We start from the raw sequence: 18,421 nt of genomic DNA, 5'->3' as shown, positions 1-18,421 counted from the left end.
AGGGGCCGGTGCTTGGTAGAACAGGCAAATGCCGAAAAGGCGGCACCCCTCACCCCGACAAGGAGCAGCCCGTGGCCGACGACTCCCCGCTCAGCCGGATCGACACCAGCCGGCCCAGCCAGGCGAGAGCGTGGAACTACTGGTTAGGAGGCAAGCACTACTACCCCGTGGACAAAGAGTTCGCGGACATGCTCGAAAAGCACTACCCCGGCATGCAGGAGATCGCGCTGCACACCCGGGCCTTTCTGCGCCGGGCGGTCCGCCACCTCGCCGAGAACGAGGGTATCCGCCAGTTCCTCGACATCGGCACCGGCCTGCCCACCGAGGACAACACCCACGAGGTGGCCCAGCGCGTCGACCCGTCCAGCCGCATCGTCTACGTCGACAACGACCCGGTGGTGCTGCTGCACGCCCGCGCCCTGCTGACCAGCCACCCCGATGGGAGCTGTGACTACCTGGACGCCGACGTGCGCGACCCCGACGACATCCTCACCCGCGCGGCCCGCACCCTCGACTTCAGCCGGCCGGCCGCGGTGATGATGCTGGGCGTCCTCGGCACCGTACGCGACGACGACGAGGCCTACGCGCTGATCCGGCGCTACATGGACGCGCTGCCGTCCGGCAGCTACCTGATGATCGAGGACGGCACCAAGACGGTCAAGCCGGAGGCGGCGGCCGAAGCCGAGCAGCTTCGCGACGAGGGCCACGTCTACAGCTACGAGCTGCGCACCCCCGCCAGGATCGAGCGGTTCTTCGACGGCCTGGAGCTGATCGAGCCGGGTGTCGTGTCGGTCTCGCAGTGGCGTTCCGAGGCGGAGGCGGTCACCGGATCGCCCGACCCGGTGGACGCGTACTGCGGCGTCGCCCGCAAACCCTGAGCGCTGCTCAGCTTGACGGTGTGGCCGCCAGGTCGCGCAGCAGGCCGGCGGTCTCGTCCGGCGGCAGCGCGGCCAGCCCCAGCTCGTCCATCAGGGCGTGGTGCGGCAGCACATCGGCGCTCTTGGTGACGTACTGTGCGGTGGTGAGCTGCTCGATGTAGACGACGTCGGGCAGCTGCTGCTGCGGGAAGCGCAGGATCGTCACCGGGCCGATGCCGCCGGCGATCTCGCTGGAGGTGAACGGCAGCACCTGGATGGTGACGTGGGGCAGCTCGCTCATGCGCGCCAGGTGCTCCCACTGGGCGCGCATGGTGGCCTCGTCGGCGACGCGGCGGTGCAGCGCGGCCTCGTCCAGCACCACCCACAGCTTCGCCGGATCGTCCCCGGTGAGCACGCTCTGGCGGCGCATCCGCACGGCCACCCGCTGCTCCAGCACGCTGCCCGTGGCGCCTTGGGCGATGACCGCCCGCGCGTACGCCTCGGTCTGCAGCAGGCCAGGCACGAGCTGCACCTCGAAGGCGCGGATGAGGTAGGCGTCCTGCTCGAGGCCGAGATAGGGCTCGAACCAGTCGGGGATCGCCTCGCGGTACTCCTGCCACCAGCTCGGCGCGTTGGCCTGCTCCACCAAGGCGAGCAGGCTGGCCCGCGCGCCCTCGTCGGTGACGCCGTACAGGGTGAGCAGGTCGGCGACGTCGCGCACCTTGAAACTCGTGCGGCCGGCCTCCATCCGGCTGATCTTCGAGGTCGAGCCTCGGAGGAGGAACGCGGCCTCCTCACGGCTGACCCCGCGCGCCTCCCGCAGCCGCCGCAACTGGGCCCCGACGAGGGCGCGCAGCGTCGTGGGCGCGGACCAGAGCCCGGTGCCGTCAGTGACGTCGCTCAGGTCGCTCATGTCGGCAGCCGGCATCAATGCTCCCTCGGTGTCAGGCCCTCGCCCACTCCAGCATCGCCCCCATATTGGCACGAACCAACGGCCGCACGATCGGCGATCCGCCGAAGGAGAACGCGCGGGTGCGGCCTGTGCCGGTGGCGATCATATGTGATGTCCGTGGTGCCACGACGTATTCGCCCTTCGCGTTTTTCTCCGGCGGTCCGTGCCTCTTTGGCGGCTTTTGGGGAGTTTTCGTGGTACCGGGTCTGAGCAGGTCTCGATCGCATATCGAACGGCGGGCGGGGAAGGGCTTCCGCTTCCTGGCGCCGCTTTTTTGAGAGTGGCGCCCGATAAGCTCCGCTCCCGTGTTATCAGCTGATTTATGGCGCTATATCAGGATCGGATTGGTAAGTCTGGTCCTGCTGGGCGCGATCGCGGGCCTCATACTCGGCGACGACGTGCTCTGGGTGGCCGTCGAATGGTCGCCACCGCCGTACATCGGGTTCTTCCACCGCAGCCCTTACGGCCTCGCCGTCGTCACGGCGCTGCTCGCCGCCGCTCCGGTGAAGGCCGCCGCCCTGTGGATCATCCTGCGTCCCCCGGAGCCGGGGCCGCTCAGCGGGCGGGAACGGGCGCTGCGCCTGCTGCTCTATCTGGCGGTGGCGGACGGTCTCGTGCTGTGGGCGCCGATCTCGTGGATCTCCGACGCGGCAGGCGCGGCCTTCCAGCTCGCGCTATGGGCCGCGATCGACACGCTGCTGCTGCTCGTCATCCGCTGGCGGTCCCGGGTGCTGCGGGCCGTGGCGGGGGTGATGTTCGCGTGCGAGCTGGCCTTGGCGGTGGTGGACCTGCTCGGCTCGCTCGGCCTCACGGATGCCGGATACGGCACCGTCTACACGGTGGGCTCCATCGTGGCCGCCCTGGCGACGACCGCCCTCACCGTCGCCGGGCAGTGGCGCGACGGCCGGTGGAGCCGCGGCACGTTGGGCGCGGGCTGGCTGTCGACGGTCTCCGTCGCGTCGGCGTACCCGGTCTTCTTCGTGGGCGGCTCGGACTTCGAGGGCCCGCTGGTGTGGATTGTGGTCACCGACGTCATACGGCTCACCGGCGCGCTCTATCTCGCGGCGACCGCCAGGGAGATGCCCGTCGCACCCGTCCCGTCGGCGTCCGGGCGCCGGTCGCGCGGGCGGGCGTACCGGGCCGCCGTGGCAGCCCTGGCCCTCCTGCCGATCGCCGTGCTGGTCCAGCCGGAGGAGCACGCGCGCCGCACCTTCACCGGCGCGGCGGAGGACTGCTACGACCGGCCGGAGTCCGGCGACCTGGACCCGGCGCGGCGCGAGGCCGTGTTCCTGTGCCTGGCGCGCGAGGGCAGCCAGGGGACGCCGCCCATGTTCCCGGACAGCATGCCGGACCAGGCGATCCTCGCGTACGGGCGGGCGCTGTGCCGTACGCAGGACCCCGCGAAGCAGCAGGCGCTGCTGAGGGAGGCGGGAAGCCCGCGGGCGGAGTGGGGCGCCGATCCGTGGGACCTCGTCTACGTCTGCCCGGAGATCGTCGGCAAGACCCACCCCGATCTGCTGAGGTCGAGCGAGGAGCGGAAGCAGGCGGAGATCGACTACGTCGCCGAGCACAACGCGACGTGCCGCGACCCGTGGCCCAGGACGAAGGGCGTCGTCCAGGCCACCGCCTACTACTTCCTGTTCGTCGACGGCGACCCCGGCTACCTCGTCTACGACCCCGCAGATGAGCAAGGGGAGGGGGAGGACCGGACGATGGACGAGCTTTACCAGAAGGGCAACAAGACGGGGCTCGGGGTGACCCCCACCGCGGTCCTCGTCGGGCACGTCGCCGACGTCACCGGCCTCTGCCTCACGGTCAAAGCCTTCCGCAAGGCGCCGCCGCCCCGTACGGGCGGGTGGGACACCGTGCACGAGGTGCCGATCACGACCCGCGGCGGGCGGCTCACCGTCCCGGAGATGGACGGGGGAGAGGTGGGCGCGGGCGCGCCGATGCCGAACCTCGCGATCAACGGCAAGGGCCGCTACCGGCTCCGCGTGTACGTCCGGGTGACGCGCGGGGGAGAAGAGGAGCACCTGGTCGTGGTGTACCCCGGTTCTTCGAGGAAACGGCTCGACCTGAAGTCGTTGTACGGACGCCGCAACTCACGAGCTCAGGGACAAGATTGATCCGATGGGAACCATCGCCCCTGCTCCTCCCATCACATCTACGGAAGGAGCGAGGAACCGGCCACCCGGTTCCCGCGCGTAGCATCGACAGCGCAGGGGAGGTCACCGAGACGAGGTGAAAGCAACGGGCCGCGACCACGCCCACCACGGCGGCACGACCGCCGGCGGCGCAGCGCGCCCGATCGATCCCTTCCACGGCCGGGGGAGTGGCCACCCCCCGGCGCCGTCGCCCGCGCAGGCGTACGGTCGTCCGGCATTTTCCGAGCGTCCCGAGTCCGAGCACACCGTGAACGTGCCCGGTGCACCCTCCGACGACGGAGGTTCCGCGTTCGACCCGGACCTCTGACCGCGCGCGGCCGGGGGAGCGCGACCCGTTCCGCCGCCGCGTCCACCACGACGACGAGGAAGACAAATCACATGCATCCTGAGGCGTTAACCCAACGCGCGCGCCGCCACGGATGGAAGGTGGCGTCCGCCGAGGGTCCAGTGATCGCCGTTGAGCGCCACCATTGGCGCATGAGGGTCACCTTCACCGGGAAGGCCCCTCAGACGGCCAGCATCACCGGCCCCGACCTCGAGGAGAGCCGGCCCGTCAATCTCCGTCTGATCAATTCGTTGCTACGGGCGAGCCCGGCGGAGTTCGCCGAGCACGCCCACGAGGCGATCATCGGCGAAGGCCAGAACGGCAGTCAGGCACGCACGTGACCGAACCGTCAGGAGGGTGGCCGGGGCCGCTCGGCCCCAGGCCCCGTCCCCTGCGACGACCCGCCGGGAGTCGTCGCGGCGCAGTGAGCGATGCCCGGCGATCGACGACCAGAGCAAGCCCCTCGGCGTGAGTGCCGAGACCGAGATATCCGAGACCGCGCTCATCCGGCGCGGGACTCCGCCGGTGCGGTCCCCGCACCCACCCCCATCCCGCTCCGCGCGTGAGGTGCGGCGTCCGCCCGGCCCCACGGACCGAGCTCGGGCCGGGCGGACGCCGCCGTCTTGAGCCGCGTCAGGTGCCGCGCGCGGCGTCGTAGCGGGCGATACGCCGTTCCAGTCGATGAGGTCGCACAGCTTCTCGACGTCGTCCGGGCGGACGTTGCGGTACTGCAGGTGGCAGGCGTGCTCCCGGGCGTCGAAGACGAGCGGCGGGGTGGTGTTCATGCCGACGTTGCCGTGGTGGTCGTAGACCTGCTCGACCACCAGACGACGGCCGACCGGCTCCCAGGCCGGCACGCCCCAGCCCGAGCCCTGCACGGTCTTCTCCAGCCCGACCAGCCCGCCGAACTCGCCTTCTCACGAGCCTCCGCCAGCCGCTCCAACGTGTCGTTGGCGCCCTCGGCACAGGCGGCGTGATGCACCTAGGGGTGGAGCGCCGCAGGCGGCGGTGACATGCGGGCCTGCGCCGGTGAGGCGCGGCCCGCGGGCGAGGGCTACGGCCTGGTCGGAGGCGGGTTCTCCGCGCTGTGGAGGTCCGGAGGGAGGGGGTGGGCTTCGGGGTGCAGGGCTCGGGCGCACAGCGTGAGCGTCTCGGCGAGCCTCCTGCGGTCCGCGGCGTCGACGTCGGCGAGCATGACGGCCTCGATGCCGTCGAGCGAGCGGTCGCAGCGCTGCAGCTTCCGCAGCCCTTCAGCAGTGAGACGGGTACGCAGGGCGCGCCCGCCGTCGGGATGAGGTTCGCGGGCGATCAGGCCGCGCTTTTCGAGATCGCGGATGACGAGGTTCATCGCCTGCGGGGTGACGAAGGCGATGCGGGCGAGGTCGGCCGACGAGGGCGCGTCGCGCAGGCGTAACTCGCTGAGCGCCATGTACTCGGTGGTCGTGATGCCGTGCCGGGCGAGCGCTTCGTCGAGGCAGGCGCGGATGCGGCGTTCCAGCCGGAACACCAGATAGCTCACGTGGGGCGGCGGTGCGTGCGGCGCGGCGGCCGCGGGGACAGCCGGATCGGTCACCAGCCGACCATATCGCGCCCGGGCGCCGATGTAAGTTTCCTGAACATGTATCAAGGACCTTGATGTCAAGGTACTTGATAACCAGCGGAAACGGCCTTTCTCCGAATGATCGCGTGAACGCGCCTGCCGGGCGTCCATTGACGACGTGCCGCGGCGCTTTTATTTTCCAGCAACCCGGATCCACACGCTGAGACGGAGAAAGGGATCGCGAAATGACACGATTAACCACAGTGCTGGCCCACGCCTGCGCCGCGGCGCTCTTCGCCGTCATGACCGTGGTGGCCGGCTCACCGGCCGCCGCCGCGACCCTGGTCGAGGTGACGAACTTCGGCAGCAACCCGGGCAACATGCGGATGCACGTCTACGTACCGGACTCGCGCCCCGCCTCGCCCGCGATCGTGGTCGCCATGCACGGCTGCGGCGGCTCCGGCCCCGGCTTCCACCAGAGCAGCGAGTTCGCGTCCCTGGCCGACCGGTACGGCTTCATCGTCATCTACCCGACCGCCACCCAGTCGGCCGGGTTCGGCAACTGCTTCGACACCTGGTCGGACGCGGCCAAACGGCGCGGCGGCGGCAGCGATCCCGTCTCGCTCCTGTCCATGATCGACTACGTCGAGCGGACCTACGGGGGCGACCCTGACCGGGTCTACGCGACCGGCAGCTCGTCCGGCGGCATGATGACCCAGCACATGCTCGCCGTCTACCCGGACGTGTTCAAGGCGGGCGCGTCCTTCATGGGCGTGCCGTTCGACTGCTTCGCCGGCGCCTCCGACTACCCGCCGGGCAGCAGCAGGTGCACCGGCGGCAGCATGGACCGCACACCCCAGCAGTGGGGCGACGCGGTACGCCAGGCGTACCCCGGCTATTCCGGCGCCCGCCCGCGCGTGCAGCTCTGGCACGGCACCGCCGACACCCTGGTGCCGTACTCGCTGCTGCGCGAGTCGATCGAGCAGTGGACCGACGTGTTCGGGCTGAGCCATACGCCGACCTCCACCGACAGCCCGCAGGCCGGCTGGAACCGCAGCCGCTACGCCGATGCGTCCGGCACCGTGCTGGTGGAGGCGTACAGCATCCAGGGCGCGGGCCACGCGCTCCCGCAGTCGGGCATGGCCCGCTACGCCGTCGAGTTCTTCGGCCTGACCACCCAATCGAACGACACCACGCCGCCCACGGCCCCATCCGGGCTCACCGCCTCGGGCACCACCGCGACCGGCACCACCTTGACGTGGACCGCCGCCACGGACGACACCGGCGTGACCGGCTACGACATCCTGCGCGCACCGGGCGCGTCGGGCAGGACCTTCGCCCAGGTCGGCACCTCGGCCACGACCTCGTACGCCGACACGGGCCTGACCCCGAACACGACCTACCGCTACCAGGTCCGGGCGCGCGACGCCGCCGGCAACGTCTCGCCGGTCTCCGACACCGTCCAGATCACCACCCAGGAAGGGGGTCCGAGCGACGGCACCTGCTCGGCCGTCCCGACCGTGCAGTCCGAGTGGGGGAACGGCTACGTCATCCAGCCGCTCACCGTCACCAACACCGGCACCTCGACGATCACCGGCTGGACCGTCACCTTCACCCTGCCCGCCGGGCACACCCTGACCGGTTCATGGAACGCCGACGTCACCACCAGCGGCCAGACCGTCACGGTCAGGAACGTCGGCCACAACGGCACGCTCGCGCCGGGAGCCGCGACGACCAGCGTCGGCTTCCAGGTCAGCAGGCCGAACGGCGACAGCGCCCTGCCGTCCGGCTACACCTGCGCATGACCGCCCAGGGTCACGGCCCCTTGACGCCGGGGCCGTGACCCTGGGACACCCGCCTAGACCGTCACAGCCGCGCCCTCGAGCACCCGCATGAAGGCCCGCGACCATTCCGGCAGGTCAGGCCAGCCGCGGCAGGACACCATGGAGCCGTCCACCACGTCGGGCGCGTCGACGAACGTCGCGCCCGCCAGCTCCATGTCCGTCTTCAGCGGCGGGAACGCCGCCGTCCTGCGCCCGCGCAGCAGCCCGAACGCCGCCGGCACCTGCGGGCCGTGGCAGATCGTGCCCACCGGCAGGCCGCGCTCGAAGAAGTGGCGCACGATCGGTCCGACGTGGGGATCGGTGCGGATGTACTCCGGCGCACGCCCACCCGGGATCACCAGCGCCTGGAACTCCTCCGGACGCACGTCGCCGAACGCGAGATCCACCTGCAGCTGGTGGCCGGGCTTTTCGGTGTAGGCGTCCCACCCGGGTTCGAAGTCGTGCACGACCAGCTTCAGCGCGCGGGTGGTGGGGGCGGCCACGACCGCCTCGTGTCCTCCCTCGCGGAGCCGGAAGACGGGGTACATGGTGTCGAGCTCTTCCGCCGCATCACCGGCCAGAACAAGCACACGTGCCATGGCTCACTCCTTGCTCTCCCTTCGGTTGAGCGTAGTCCGCCTGCGCCGGAAAGGGCAGACCTCGGCCTGGTGCTCCGATGCGATCGACACCGTCGGCCGTCCTCCAGGTGAGGCGGTGGCTTCCGCTCTGGTTCTCTGACGGGAACGCGTCATGAGATGCGGGACCAGCGCTGGTTGGCCGCACCCGTGCACGTCCAGATCTGCAGCCGGCTGCCGTTCGCGGTGGCGTTGCCCGCCACGTCCAGGCATTTGCCCGCGCCCACCGCCGTGATGGTGCCGTCGTCGTTGAAGCGCCACTTCTGGTTGTCCTGGCCGTTGCAGTCCCAGATGATGACCGCGGTGCCATCGGCGGTGCCGGCCTGCTCGACGTCCAGGCACTTGCCGCCGTAGACGCGCAGCTCGCCGTCGGCGGTCACGGTCCACTGCTGGTTGGCCTGCTGGTGGCAGTCCCAGATGATCACGGGGGTGCCGTTGGCCTGGGAGGCTTCGGTCACGTCGAGGCAGCGGCCCGAGCCCGCCCCTTGAATGCGGACGGGCGGCGGGGCCGGGGTGCCGCCGCTGACGCGGAACACGGCGGTGCCGTGCGCCGGCACCGTCGCCGAAATGGTGCCGGTCGTCGTGGTGACGGCGTTCGTCCAGGCGTCGCGCAGCGTGAACGGGCCGCCGGTGAGGCCGATGGCGGCGGCCGTGGTGCTGATCGTGGTGGTGCTGCCGCCCTGGTTGAACAGCGCGACCGCGACGTCGCCGTTGCTCAGCCGCTTGGCCAGCACGCGGCGCGTTCCGTCGAAGCCGACCTGAACGGCCTGCAGGCCGAGCGGGTCCTGGTTGATCGCGATCAGGTTCGCGTTCTTCAGGATCGTCGAGGTGGCGGAGTCCATGTTGCGGATGTCGTTCCCGGCGATCAGCGGGGCGGCCATGATCGCCCACAGCGCGAAGTGGCTGCGCATCTCGGTGTCGTTCATGCCGCCGCGGCCGACGACCATCATGTCCGGGTCGTTGAACTGTCCCGGCCGGGCGTTACCCGCGAGCGGCACGTTCACGTCCACGATGTTCTTGATGCCCATCGGGTAGCCGTTGGTCTGCCCCGTGTCCCAGGCGTTCGTGATGTCCTCGGTCGTGCGCCAGATGTTGGCGACGTCGCCCCAGTCACGCTGCGGCCCGGTCTTCTCGTGGATGCTGTTGGGGTTGATGCTGTAGAGGATCGGCCGGCCGGTCGCGGCCAGCGCGTCGCGCATCTTCGCGAACGTGCGCACCTGGTCGTCGATGGTGCCGGTGGGGGAGCACCAGTCGTACTTGAGGTAGTCGACGCCCCAGGCGGCGAACTGCCGGGCGTCCTGCTCCTCGTGGCCGAGGCTGCCGGTCGCGCCCGGATAGCTGCCGAAGTACTGTGCGCAGGTCCGGTCGAGCGGCGCCTGGTACAGGCCGAACTTCAGGCCCCTGGCGTGCAGGTAGTCGCCGAGCGCCTTCATGCCGCTGGGGAACCTGGACGGGTTGGCCTGCAGGTTGCCCGCCGAGTCGCGCTCGGGCGCGAACCAGCAGTCGTCGACCACCACGTACTCGTAGCCCAGGTCGCGCATGCCGGAGCTGACGAGCGCGTCGGCCGTCTGCTTGATCAGCGTCTCGTTGATGTTGCAGCCGAAGGTGTTCCAGGTGTTCCAGCCCATCGGCGGGGTGCGGCCCACGCCGTTCTCCAGCGCCTGCGCGGGCGGGCCGGTCACGATGGCGCCCGCCGTCATGGTGAGCAGCATGGTCAGGGCGAGAGAGATGCGCGTTCGTTTCCTGGTCATCGAAGTCTCTCCTCAACGGGGGGTACGGGGGCTCGTCCGGCGGTTCACTGGGACGTGAAACGCCACCAGTCGACGTTCAGCAGGTAGCCGCTGCCGCCGGTGAAGCGGAGGTAGAGGTCGTGCGTGCCGGTCGCGCCGGACACCGGGCAGCTGACCGAGGTCCAGCTCTGCCAGCCGCCGGTGCCGGTGACGGTGCAGGTGCCCACGAGGGTGCCCGTGGGGCCGTCGAGCCGCAGCTCGATCCGGCCGCCGTCGGTGGCCGAGGCCACGCGGGCGGTGAAGGAGGACGCGCCGCCGCCGAACGCGACGCCCTTGACCTTGAGGTAGTCGCCGTTCTCGATATAGCCGACGTTCATGCCGCCCTCGCTGGACGGCTCCGTCTCGACGCCCTGGGCCCACGCGGTCGTCTCGGCCTCCTGGCGGACGTACGGGTCGAGCGTGCCGATCTGCGGCGGCCCCGCGGTGGTCATGGTGATCGTGGGGAACGTGCCGTCCGCGTTGTAGCTGAACTTCTCGACGGCCACTGACCTGGTGAAACCACCTCCGCCCGGGAGCGCGCCGTTGTGGTAGAAGAAGTACGAGCCGCCCCGGTAATCGATGACGCCCGGATGGTTGGTGAAGCTGCTGCCCTGGGTGGGCATGATCGTGCCGCGGTACGTCCACGGGCCGGTCGGGGTGGGCGCGGTCGAATAGCCGATGAACTCCGAGCAGCACTCGGCGGCGAAGACGATGTAGTACAGGCCGTTGCGCTTGTAGACCCAGGGGCCCTCCTCGTACAGGGTCGGGCGGTCGGGGTTGCCGGTACGCGTGCCGAACCCGGCGGTGGTGAGCGGGATCTGCGTCGGGGCGCCGGAGTAGGAGATCATGTCGGGATTAAGCCGGACGTACCAGAGGTTGGGGTTGCCCCAGTACAGGTAGGCCTGGCCGTCGTCGTCGATGAAGACGTTCGGGTCGATCTCGTTGTTGTTGACGAGCGGGCGCCCGAGGGCGTCATGGAACGGCCCTGTGGGGCTGTCGGAGACCCCGACACCGATGGCCATCGAGCCGGTGGCGCGGTGGCGTACCGGCACATACCAGTAGAAGCGGCCGTTGCGGTGGACGACGTGGCCCGCCCAGGCGTTGTCGTCGGCCCAGGCGAACGTCTCCAGGCTCATGGGCGAGCCGTGATCGGTCCAGTTGGCCATGTCCGTGGTGGAGTAGACGCGCCATTCGCGCATCGTGAACCACGTGGAGCCGTCCTCGTCGTGGCCGGTGTAGACGTAGAGGCGGCCGTCGTGGACGAGGGGCGCGGGGTCGGCCGTGTAGATGGTCTGCACGATCGGGTTGTCGGCGGCGGCCGCGGACGGGAACAGCACGCTGGGAAGCAGCAGGCCCATGGTGCACAGGACCGTGCGCAGGACGGATTTCACCGATGGTCTCCCTTGTGGCAGGTGCTGTTAGCGCTAACATCAAGCGGGTACGTGAAGCTCCTGTCGCGGAGTACAGCCGAGGGCCTGGGCGGAGTCAATGACGGGATCCGCCCGCCGGTGGGGGCGTCGCGGCGGGCACACCTTCTCGCCTGGCGTTTCGCGCCCGGGGAGATCACGATGCGGCGCCGGCGGGCTTGAAACTTTCAGGGCGGCGCGGCGTTGACGATAGAGATCCGATGTTAGTTGTCGTTCCTTCGCCGGGTGTTTCGGGCGCCGATTTTCCTGTCCGATGCGTGATCGGCCGGTTGACGGGCACCGTCATGCCGCTTTACCTTCCTCCAGGAAGTCGGCGCGCCCCCGTAAGCCCGCGACCCCCAAGGGGACGATCACAGAGATGTCCGATGTATCGCGAAGGCAAGTTCTGAAGTTCGGCGCTGTCGGTGCCGGTGCCGCGATGTTCCCGCTGTCCTGGACGGCCACCGCGAGGGCCGCCGTCGCGCCGCCTCCCGAGGTGCGCGCCGCCCACGACCTCGCCCTCTGGTACGACGAGAGCGCCGGCACCGACTGGCTGCGCGCCCTGCCGATCGGCAACGGCCGCCTCGGCGCCATGGTGTTCGGCAACACCGACACCGAGCGGCTGCAGCTCAACGAGGACACCGTCTGGGCGGGCGGCCCGTACGACCAGAGCAACCCCAGGGGCGCGCAGGAGCTGGACCGGATCCGGCAGCTCGTCTTCCAGGACAAGTGGAGCGAGGCCCAGGCCCTCATCGACCAGGCCATGCTCGGCGCCCCCGCCGGGCAGCTCGCCTACCAGACGGTCGGCGACCTGCGGCTCACCTTCCCCGGCGGCGCCGCCGTCGCGGAGTACCACCGCTACCTCGACCTCACCACCGCGATCACGGGCGTGTCCTACCGGCGGAACGGCGTGCGCTACCGGCGCGAGGTGTTCGCCAGCGCCCCCGACCAGGTGATCGCCGTCCGCCTGACCGCCGACACACCCGGCTCGATCACGTTCTCCGCGACGTTCGCAAGCCCCCAGCGGACGACGCTGACCAGCCCCGACGCGACCACCGTGGGCCTCGACGGCGTCTCCGGCGACATGGAAGGGCTGAAGGGCTCCGTCAAGTTCCTCGCCCTGGCCCGCGCCGTCGCCGAGGGCGGCACCGTCAGCAGCTCGAACGGCACCCTCCAGGTGCGCGACGCCGACAGCGTGACGCTGCTGATCTCCATCGGCTCCAGCTACCGCGACTGGCGCGACGTCAGCGGCGACCACGAGGGCATCGCCCGCCGCCACCTCGACGCCGCCGCGGGCAGAGCGTACGACGACCTCAGAGGGCGGCACGTCGCCGACTACCGGCGGCTGTTCGGGCGCACCACCCTCGACCTCGGCCGCACCGCGGCCGCCGACCAGCCCACCGACGTGCGGATCGCGCAGCACGCGAGCACCGACGACCCGCAGTTCTCCGTGCTGCTGTTCCAGTTCGGCCGCTACCTGCTGATCTCCTCCTCCAGGCCCGGCACCCAACCGGCCAACCTGCAGGGCATCTGGAACGACTCGCTGAGCCCGGCGTGGGACTCCAAATACACGATCAACGCCAACCTGCCGATGAACTACTGGCCGGCCGACACCACGAACCTGCCGGAGTGCTTCGAGCCGGTCTTCAAGATGATCGACGAGCTGGCGGTCAGCGGCGCACGCACGGCCAAGGCGCAGTACGACGCCGGCGGTTGGGTGACCCACCACAACACCGACGCCTGGCGGGGCACGTCCGTCGTGGACGGCGCGTTCTGGGGCATGTGGCAGACCGGCGGCGCCTGGCTGGCCACCCTCATCTGGGACCACTACGCCTTCACCGGCGACCTCGGCTTCCTCCGCGAGCACTACCCGGCCATGAAGGGCGCCGCGCAGTTCTTCCTCGACACGCTCGTCGAGGAGCCGAACCTCGGCTACCTGGTCACCAATCCGTCCAACTCGCCGGAGCTGGCCCACCACCCCGACGCCAGCGTCTGCGCGGGGCCCACGATGGACAACCAGATCCTGCGCGACCTGTTCGACGGCTGCGCCAAGGCCGCCGACGCGCTCGGCGTCGACGCGGACTTCCGCGAGCAGGTCCTCGCCGCCCGCGACCGGCTCGCCCCCATGAAGATCGGCTCGCGCGGCAACATCCAGGAGTGGCTGTACGACTGGATCGAGCCCGAGACCAACCACCGGCACGTCTCCCACCTCTACGGCCTGCACCCCAGCAACCAGATCACCAAGCGCGGCACGCCCGAGCTGCACGACGCCGCCCGGCGCACCCTCGAACTGCGCGGCGACGACGGCACCGGCTGGTCGCTCGCCTGGAAGATCAACTACTGGGCGCGCCTGGAGGAGGGCGACCGGGCGCACGAGCTGCTCCGCCTCCTCGTCCGTACGGACCGGCTCGCGCCCAACATGTTCGACCTGCATCCCCCGTTCCAGATCGACGGCAACTTCGGCGCCACGTCCGGCATCGCCGAGATGCTGCTGCACAGCCACGCCGGCGAGCTGCACGTGCTGCCCGCTCTGCCGCCCGCCTGGCCGAACGGCGAGGTGCGCGGCCTGCGCGGGCGCGGCGGTCACACGGTGGACGCCACCTGGAGGTCCGGCGCGGCCACGGAGGTCCGCATCGCCTTCGACCGCACGGCGACGGTGAACGTCCGCAGCCGCGCGTTCACGGGCGAAGTCAAGGTGACCGACACCGGGACCGGCGACGCCGTGAAGGTCGAGCGCCCCGAGCCGGACGTCATCACCGTGTCAGGCCGCGCGGGCCGCACCTACCGCATCACCGTGACCGGCTGACCGTGTTGTCAGGGCTGCCCTGACGCCGTATGCTCTCGCGTACAGGTGTCAGGGCTAACCTGACAAACGTCTCCGCCGGAAGGGCGCACGCGCATGAGCTCCACTCCTCCGCCCCACTGCTCGTTCTGCGGGAAGGCGGCCGCCGAAGTCGGCAAGATCATCGCCGGGCCCGGCATCTACATCTGCGACCAATGCGTCGCGGCCTGCAACGACATCCTGGCCGCCGGCGCCGGGCCGTCCCAGCCGGAGATCCCCGAATGGGGGAGCATGTCCGACGAGGAGATCCTGCGCGCCCTGCCCAGGATCGACGCCGTCGGCACCCAGGTCGAGCTCGGCCTGCGCCGCAGGGTCGCCGACCTGCGCGCCCGGGGCGTGAGCTGGGCCAGGATCGGCGCGGCGCTCGGCATCACCCGCCAGTCGGCCTGGGAACGCTTCGCCGACGAGGAGAAGCGCTCCCACGCCGGCACCCCATGACCGCGCACTGCCGCGCGTACGCGTGACCGGCCGGGGCAGCGTCGCCAGTGCCCGCCACGGCAGGTGTAGGTGCGCCCGTTGGAGACGATCCCGATCGCGCCGGGAGAGCCGCAGAAGCCCCCGTCGCCCCCTTCCGCGACGACGCCGAATGCCTGCGCCGGCTGCGCTGCCCCGAACCTCCCGACCGGCGCCGCCGGAGAGCTCTTCGCCGCCGCCTACGGCCTGCCCTCCCTGGAGGGCCTGGTCGATGCGGTCATCGACGTGCAGCGCGACACCATCGAGCAGGTCGCCCGGCTCGCCGCCGCCCGCATCCAGCAGGCGCGGCGGCCGCTGCTCGAATGGGGCTCGACGCTCCTCGGCGACGCCGAGTTCGCCGCCGCCACCACCGCCCTGCGCCGCGTCCTCGACCGTGCGTGAGCGGTGAAGCTTGCATGTGCCCACCCCAGATGGATAGCGTCCAACCGGAATAAGCGTTCCAGTTCGTTGACGTGGGAGGGCGTTCCAGATGTCGACCCCCAAGGCGGCCCAGCAGCAGCCGCGCCGGGCGGATGCGATACGCAACCGGAACCTCGCCTTGGAAGCGGCCAAGACACTGCTCGTCCGGCCCGGCGCGACGCTCACCGTGGAGACCATCGCCCGCCAGGCCGGGCTGGGGGCCGCGACGGTCGTACGGGCCTTCGGCACCAAGGACGCGCTCATCGACGCGGCCACCGCCGACCTGCTCGAACCGCTCGTCCAGCGCGCCCGCGAGGCACTGACCGAGGACGACCCGGGCGCGGCGCTGCGCGCGTTCCTGCTCGAACTGATCGACTTCCAGGCCGCCCACCGGGTCATGAGCGGGCAGCTCGAGGGCCTGCAGCTCCCCTTGACCGCCACGCTGCGCACCGAGCTCCGCGACGCCCTGCACGCCATGCTCGCGCGGGCGCGCGACGCCGGCGCGATCAGGACCGACATCCACCCCGCCGTCACCACCGTGCTGCTGGGCGAGGCGACCTACGCCATCGCCCGCTCCAGCGAGAGCTCCCCGGAGCTCGCCGCCGGCTTCGTCACGGTCATGATGGACGGCCTGCGCCCGCAACCTGGTAGCGGCGCGCAGGAGCCTGAAGCGCGACCGACGGTGTGACGGCGGCGGCCACGCCCTCCGTCCGCTGCGAGCCGCCCGGTGGCCGCCGGTGAGCGGCGAGGCCGATCACTCGTCGAGAATCGTGACGGGACTCCCGCAGATCCAGCACAGGCGCATCAGGATCTCGTCTGACGGATGTGGCTGCTCGTCGTCCGGATCCCACAGAAAGCCGTGCGTGATCGTCGTCTGTTCGCTGCCCGTGGCCTCGTAGCAGGCCCGGCAAGCGGCGCTCCGGCACTGCGTGCACCGGTACCCCGCTCCGGCAAGGATCACCCGGTCGGCACTCCACGCGAAGTCCGCCGTGTGCCAGGGGTGGCCGCAGTCCGGGTCGCCGCAGGAGGAGGGCGTCACATCGGTGACGGGCAGGACCGGGTAGCCGCAGCGGGCGCAGTGGGTCGGCGACGGCGTCGGCTGCGGAAGCGGCGTGCGCTCGGGTATCTCGATCAAGGAGCCGTCGGCCTCGTCGAAAATCATGATCATGTCGCGGCCGAGGTCGCGGTGCGGCGTCTCCACGATCACGTAGTGGCCCTCTCGGCGGACGTCCCGGCGGCGCAGGTACTCCAGTGCGATGGCCTCCGTCTTGACCCAGGACACCTCGTAGACGTGACCGTTGTCCTTCCTGTCCACGATGTGGTCGCTGCCCTCGACGGAGTCGGCGTAGACGCGCCACGCGCCGTACGCGCGGACGCCGGGCTCGTACGGGGACCGTTTGCGACGTCGCCACCACATGAGGTCAGTATCCACGCGCCGGCCGGGACCCGTCCCGATAGGAATTCCAGCCGGCCTCGGCCGCGCGGAACGCCTGTGCGATGTGCGACGCAGGCGGGCCTGGGCGGTGGCGTTCCGGGTTCGTGCACCATCCTTGTGACAGCCGGCGAAGAGTGAGGAGAGTCGTGCAGTTCACACCGTCGTGGGAGTCGTTGGAGGAGCGGGAGACGCCGGAGTGGTTCCCGAAGGCCAAGTTCGGGCTCTGGGGACATTGGGGGCCGCAGTGTCAGCCGGGGTTCGGGGATTGGTACGCCCGGAACATGTACCTCCCGGGCACCGACGCCTACCGGTTCCACCTGGAGCGGTACGGGCATCCGTCGCAGTTCGGGTTCAAAGACGTCATTAACGAGTGGAAGGCGGCTCGCTGGGATCCTGAGGAACTGCTCGGCCTGTACGCGCGTACGGGTGCCCGCTACTTCGTGGCCATGGCCAACCACCACGACAACCTCGACCTGTGGGACAGCCCGCACCACGCGTGGAACTCGGTGCGGGTGGGCCCGCGCCGCGACATCGTGGGGGAGTGGGCCGCCGCTGCGCGCGGGCAGGGGCTGCGGTTCGGGGTGAGCGTGCACGCGGCGCACGCCTGGTCGTGGTACGAGCCGAGCCAGGGCGCCGATCCCGGCGGGCCGCTGGCGGGCGTGCCGTACGACGGGCGGCTGACCAAGGCGGACGGCGCGGGCACCTGGTGGGAAGGGCTCGACCCGCAGGAGCTGTACGCCCAGAACCACCGGCCGGTCCCCGGCTTCGACCAGCCGGAGACGGTCAACCGCACCTGGGACTGGCCCGACCCCGAGCACTGGCCGGACGCCGCCTACCAGGCGAACTTCAAGGCCAGGACCCTGCAGCTGGCCGGAAAGTACCGGCCGGATCTGGTGTACTTCGACGACACCGTGCTGCCGCTGCACCAGTGCGGCCCGGTCGGGCTGGAGATCGCGGCCGAGCTGTACAACCTCAGCGAGGACATGGTCGTCTGCGGCAAGATCCTCGACGAGCGGCAGCGGCGCGCCCTCACCTGGGACGTCGAGCGCGGCGCGAGCGACCGCATCGAACCGGAACCCTGGCAGACCTGCACCTGCCTGGGCTCGTGGCACTACGACGAGCGCAGGCTCGCCGAGCACGGCTACAAGAGCGCGGCGCAGGTGATCGGCATGCTCGCCGACGTGGTCAGCAAGAACGGCAACCTCCTGCTCAGCGTCCCGATCACCGGCGATGGCGAGATCGACGACGACGAGCGGGCGATCCTGGCCGGCATCGGCGACTGGCTCGCGGTCAACGGTGAAGCGATCTTCGACACCGTCCCCTGGAAGGTGTTCGGCGAGGGACCGTCGGCGGACGACCCGCCCGCGCTCAGGGCCCAGGGCTTCAACGAGGGCGGCGCGATGACCGCCGAGGACATCCGTTACACCGCCACCGGCACGTCCCTCTACGCCATCGCGCTCGCCGAGCCGGTTCGGGGACCGGTGGTGCTGCGGCGGCTCGGGCGGGCGTCCGGGCTGCTCGACCGGGAGATCACCGGGGTGCGCGCGCTCGGCAACGGGCGGCCCGTGACCTGGCGGCAGGAGGAGCGGGCACTGGTGATCGAGTCGGCGGCGCAGGTCCATCGCATCGATCTTGGGCCCATGCCGCATTGAGTCTGTTGTCCCCATGCGGGCGGCCGGGGGTGGCGGTCCAGCGCCCGGGACAGCAGACCGGGGGTGGCGGTCCAGCGCCCCGGACAGCAGACCGGGGGTGGCGGTCCAGCACCCGGGACACCAGGCCGGGTGGTGGGGGTCCAGCGC

Annotated in this window: 15 protein-coding genes and 1 pseudogene; 9 read left to right on the top strand and 7 right to left on the bottom strand. The window is 70.7% G+C overall.

All coding sequences use genetic code 11. The features are described 5' to 3' along the window. Positions 1–71 precede the first annotated feature (71 nt). A complete protein-coding gene (locus tag AB0K67_RS02910) occupies positions 72–878 on the top strand; it encodes an SAM-dependent methyltransferase (protein WP_364051847.1) in 807 nt (268 codons plus the stop codon). Positions 879–885: 7 nt separating this feature from the next. Here AB0K67_RS02910 and AB0K67_RS02905 read toward each other — a convergent pair whose 3' ends face one another. Beyond that, positions 886–1,785, bottom strand: a complete 900-nt coding sequence (locus AB0K67_RS02905) for a helix-turn-helix transcriptional regulator (RefSeq protein WP_364051844.1) — start codon at positions 1,783–1,785, stop codon at positions 886–888. Positions 1,786–2,153: 368 nt separating this feature from the next. Here AB0K67_RS02905 and AB0K67_RS02900 point away from each other — a divergent pair, with 368 nt between their 5' ends. Then, positions 2,154–3,935 (top strand): hypothetical protein, encoded by a 1,782-nt coding sequence (locus tag AB0K67_RS02900; RefSeq protein ID WP_364051841.1) that lies wholly within the window; start codon positions 2,154–2,156, stop codon positions 3,933–3,935. A 516-nt stretch (positions 3,936–4,451) separates the two neighbouring features. Continuing rightward, a complete protein-coding gene (locus AB0K67_RS02895) occupies positions 4,452–4,640 on the top strand; it encodes a hypothetical protein (RefSeq protein ID WP_364057579.1) in 189 nt (62 codons plus the stop codon). Here the strand turns inward: AB0K67_RS02895 and AB0K67_RS02890 are convergent. Then, complete coding sequence (locus AB0K67_RS02890) at positions 4,554–5,123, bottom strand: Fe-Mn family superoxide dismutase (protein WP_364057405.1); 570 nt, start codon at positions 5,121–5,123, stop codon at positions 4,554–4,556. The two genes, AB0K67_RS02895 and AB0K67_RS02890, sit on opposite strands and share 87 nt — an antisense overlap. A gap of 230 nt (positions 5,124–5,353) precedes the next feature. Beyond that, a complete protein-coding gene (locus AB0K67_RS02885; RefSeq protein ID WP_364051838.1) occupies positions 5,354–5,872 on the bottom strand; it encodes a MarR family transcriptional regulator in 519 nt (172 codons plus the stop codon). 212 nt (positions 5,873–6,084) lie between these two features. Here AB0K67_RS02885 and AB0K67_RS02880 point away from each other — a divergent pair, with 212 nt between their 5' ends. After that, a complete protein-coding gene (locus tag AB0K67_RS02880; protein WP_364051835.1) occupies positions 6,085–7,644 on the top strand; it encodes a PHB depolymerase family esterase in 1,560 nt (519 codons plus the stop codon). Positions 7,645–7,697: 53 nt separating this feature from the next. On the opposite strand, the gene AB0K67_RS02875 is transcribed toward AB0K67_RS02880, so the two are convergent. The 3 genes from AB0K67_RS02875 to AB0K67_RS02865 form a co-directional block, all read right to left on the bottom strand. After that, the gene (locus tag AB0K67_RS02875; RefSeq protein WP_364051832.1) at positions 7,698–8,261 is read right to left on the bottom strand and encodes a DJ-1/PfpI family protein; all 564 of its coding nucleotides are present in this window, start codon (positions 8,259–8,261) and stop codon (positions 7,698–7,700) included. A 149-nt stretch (positions 8,262–8,410) separates the two neighbouring features. Continuing rightward, positions 8,411–10,048, bottom strand: a complete 1,638-nt coding sequence (locus AB0K67_RS02870) for a lectin (protein ID WP_364051829.1) — start codon at positions 10,046–10,048, stop codon at positions 8,411–8,413. Between the two features lie 44 nt (positions 10,049–10,092). After that, positions 10,093–11,457 (bottom strand): glycoside hydrolase family 43 protein, encoded by a 1,365-nt coding sequence (locus AB0K67_RS02865; RefSeq protein WP_364051826.1) that lies wholly within the window; start codon positions 11,455–11,457, stop codon positions 10,093–10,095. A 394-nt stretch (positions 11,458–11,851) separates the two neighbouring features. On the opposite strand from AB0K67_RS02865, the gene AB0K67_RS02860 reads away from it, so the two are divergent. From AB0K67_RS02860 to AB0K67_RS02845, 4 genes and pseudogenes are all read left to right on the top strand, one after another. Continuing rightward, positions 11,852–14,278, top strand: a complete 2,427-nt coding sequence (locus AB0K67_RS02860; RefSeq protein WP_364051823.1) for a glycoside hydrolase family 95 protein — start codon at positions 11,852–11,854, stop codon at positions 14,276–14,278. A gap of 93 nt (positions 14,279–14,371) precedes the next feature. Next, a pseudogene (locus AB0K67_RS02855) lies at positions 14,372–14,497 on the top strand (ClpX C4-type zinc finger protein); the annotation flags it as partial. 333 nt (positions 14,498–14,830) lie between these two features. Beyond that, a complete protein-coding gene (locus tag AB0K67_RS02850; protein ID WP_364051820.1) occupies positions 14,831–15,169 on the top strand; it encodes a hypothetical protein in 339 nt (112 codons plus the stop codon). A gap of 88 nt (positions 15,170–15,257) precedes the next feature. Then, positions 15,258–15,875, top strand: a complete 618-nt coding sequence (locus AB0K67_RS02845; RefSeq protein ID WP_364051817.1) for a TetR/AcrR family transcriptional regulator — start codon at positions 15,258–15,260, stop codon at positions 15,873–15,875. A gap of 66 nt (positions 15,876–15,941) precedes the next feature. Here the strand turns inward: AB0K67_RS02845 and AB0K67_RS02840 are convergent, their stop codons facing one another. Further along, on the bottom strand, positions 15,942–16,604 hold the full coding sequence (locus AB0K67_RS02840) for a hypothetical protein (RefSeq protein ID WP_364051814.1): 663 nt from the start codon (positions 16,602–16,604) through the stop codon (positions 15,942–15,944). A 164-nt stretch (positions 16,605–16,768) separates the two neighbouring features. On the opposite strand from AB0K67_RS02840, the gene AB0K67_RS02835 reads away from it, so the two are divergent. Continuing rightward, positions 16,769–18,274, top strand: a complete 1,506-nt coding sequence (locus AB0K67_RS02835; RefSeq protein ID WP_364051811.1) for an alpha-L-fucosidase — start codon at positions 16,769–16,771, stop codon at positions 18,272–18,274. Positions 18,275–18,421 lie beyond the last annotated feature (147 nt).

The organism is Nonomuraea sp. NPDC052634 (assembly GCF_040678535.1).
GTDB classification, from domain to species: Bacteria; Actinomycetota; Actinomycetes; order Streptosporangiales; family Streptosporangiaceae; genus Nonomuraea; species Nonomuraea fastidiosa.
The sequence above is the reverse complement of the archived record's forward strand: the minus strand, read 5'-3'. Positions and strand labels throughout refer to the sequence as shown.

Excerpts from the sequence above, each read along its gene's own strand:
- AB0K67_RS02905 (WP_364051844.1), bottom strand. The coding sequence starts at position 1,785 with ATGCCGGCTGCCGACATGAGCGACCTGAGCGACGTCACTGACGGCACC.
- AB0K67_RS02895 (WP_364057579.1), top strand. The coding sequence starts at position 4,452 with ATGAGGGTCACCTTCACCGGGAAGGCCCCTCAGACGGCCAGCATCACC.
- AB0K67_RS02880 (WP_364051835.1), top strand. The coding sequence starts at position 6,085 with ATGACACGATTAACCACAGTGCTGGCCCACGCCTGCGCCGCGGCGCTC.
- AB0K67_RS02875 (WP_364051832.1), bottom strand. The coding sequence starts at position 8,261 with ATGGCACGTGTGCTTGTTCTGGCCGGTGATGCGGCGGAAGAGCTCGAC.
- AB0K67_RS02870 (WP_364051829.1), bottom strand. The coding sequence starts at position 10,048 with ATGACCAGGAAACGAACGCGCATCTCTCTCGCCCTGACCATGCTGCTC.
- AB0K67_RS02860 (WP_364051823.1), top strand. The coding sequence starts at position 11,852 with ATGTCCGATGTATCGCGAAGGCAAGTTCTGAAGTTCGGCGCTGTCGGT.
- AB0K67_RS02845 (WP_364051817.1), top strand. The coding sequence starts at position 15,258 with ATGTCGACCCCCAAGGCGGCCCAGCAGCAGCCGCGCCGGGCGGATGCG.
- AB0K67_RS02840 (WP_364051814.1), bottom strand. The coding sequence starts at position 16,604 with ATGTGGTGGCGACGTCGCAAACGGTCCCCGTACGAGCCCGGCGTCCGC.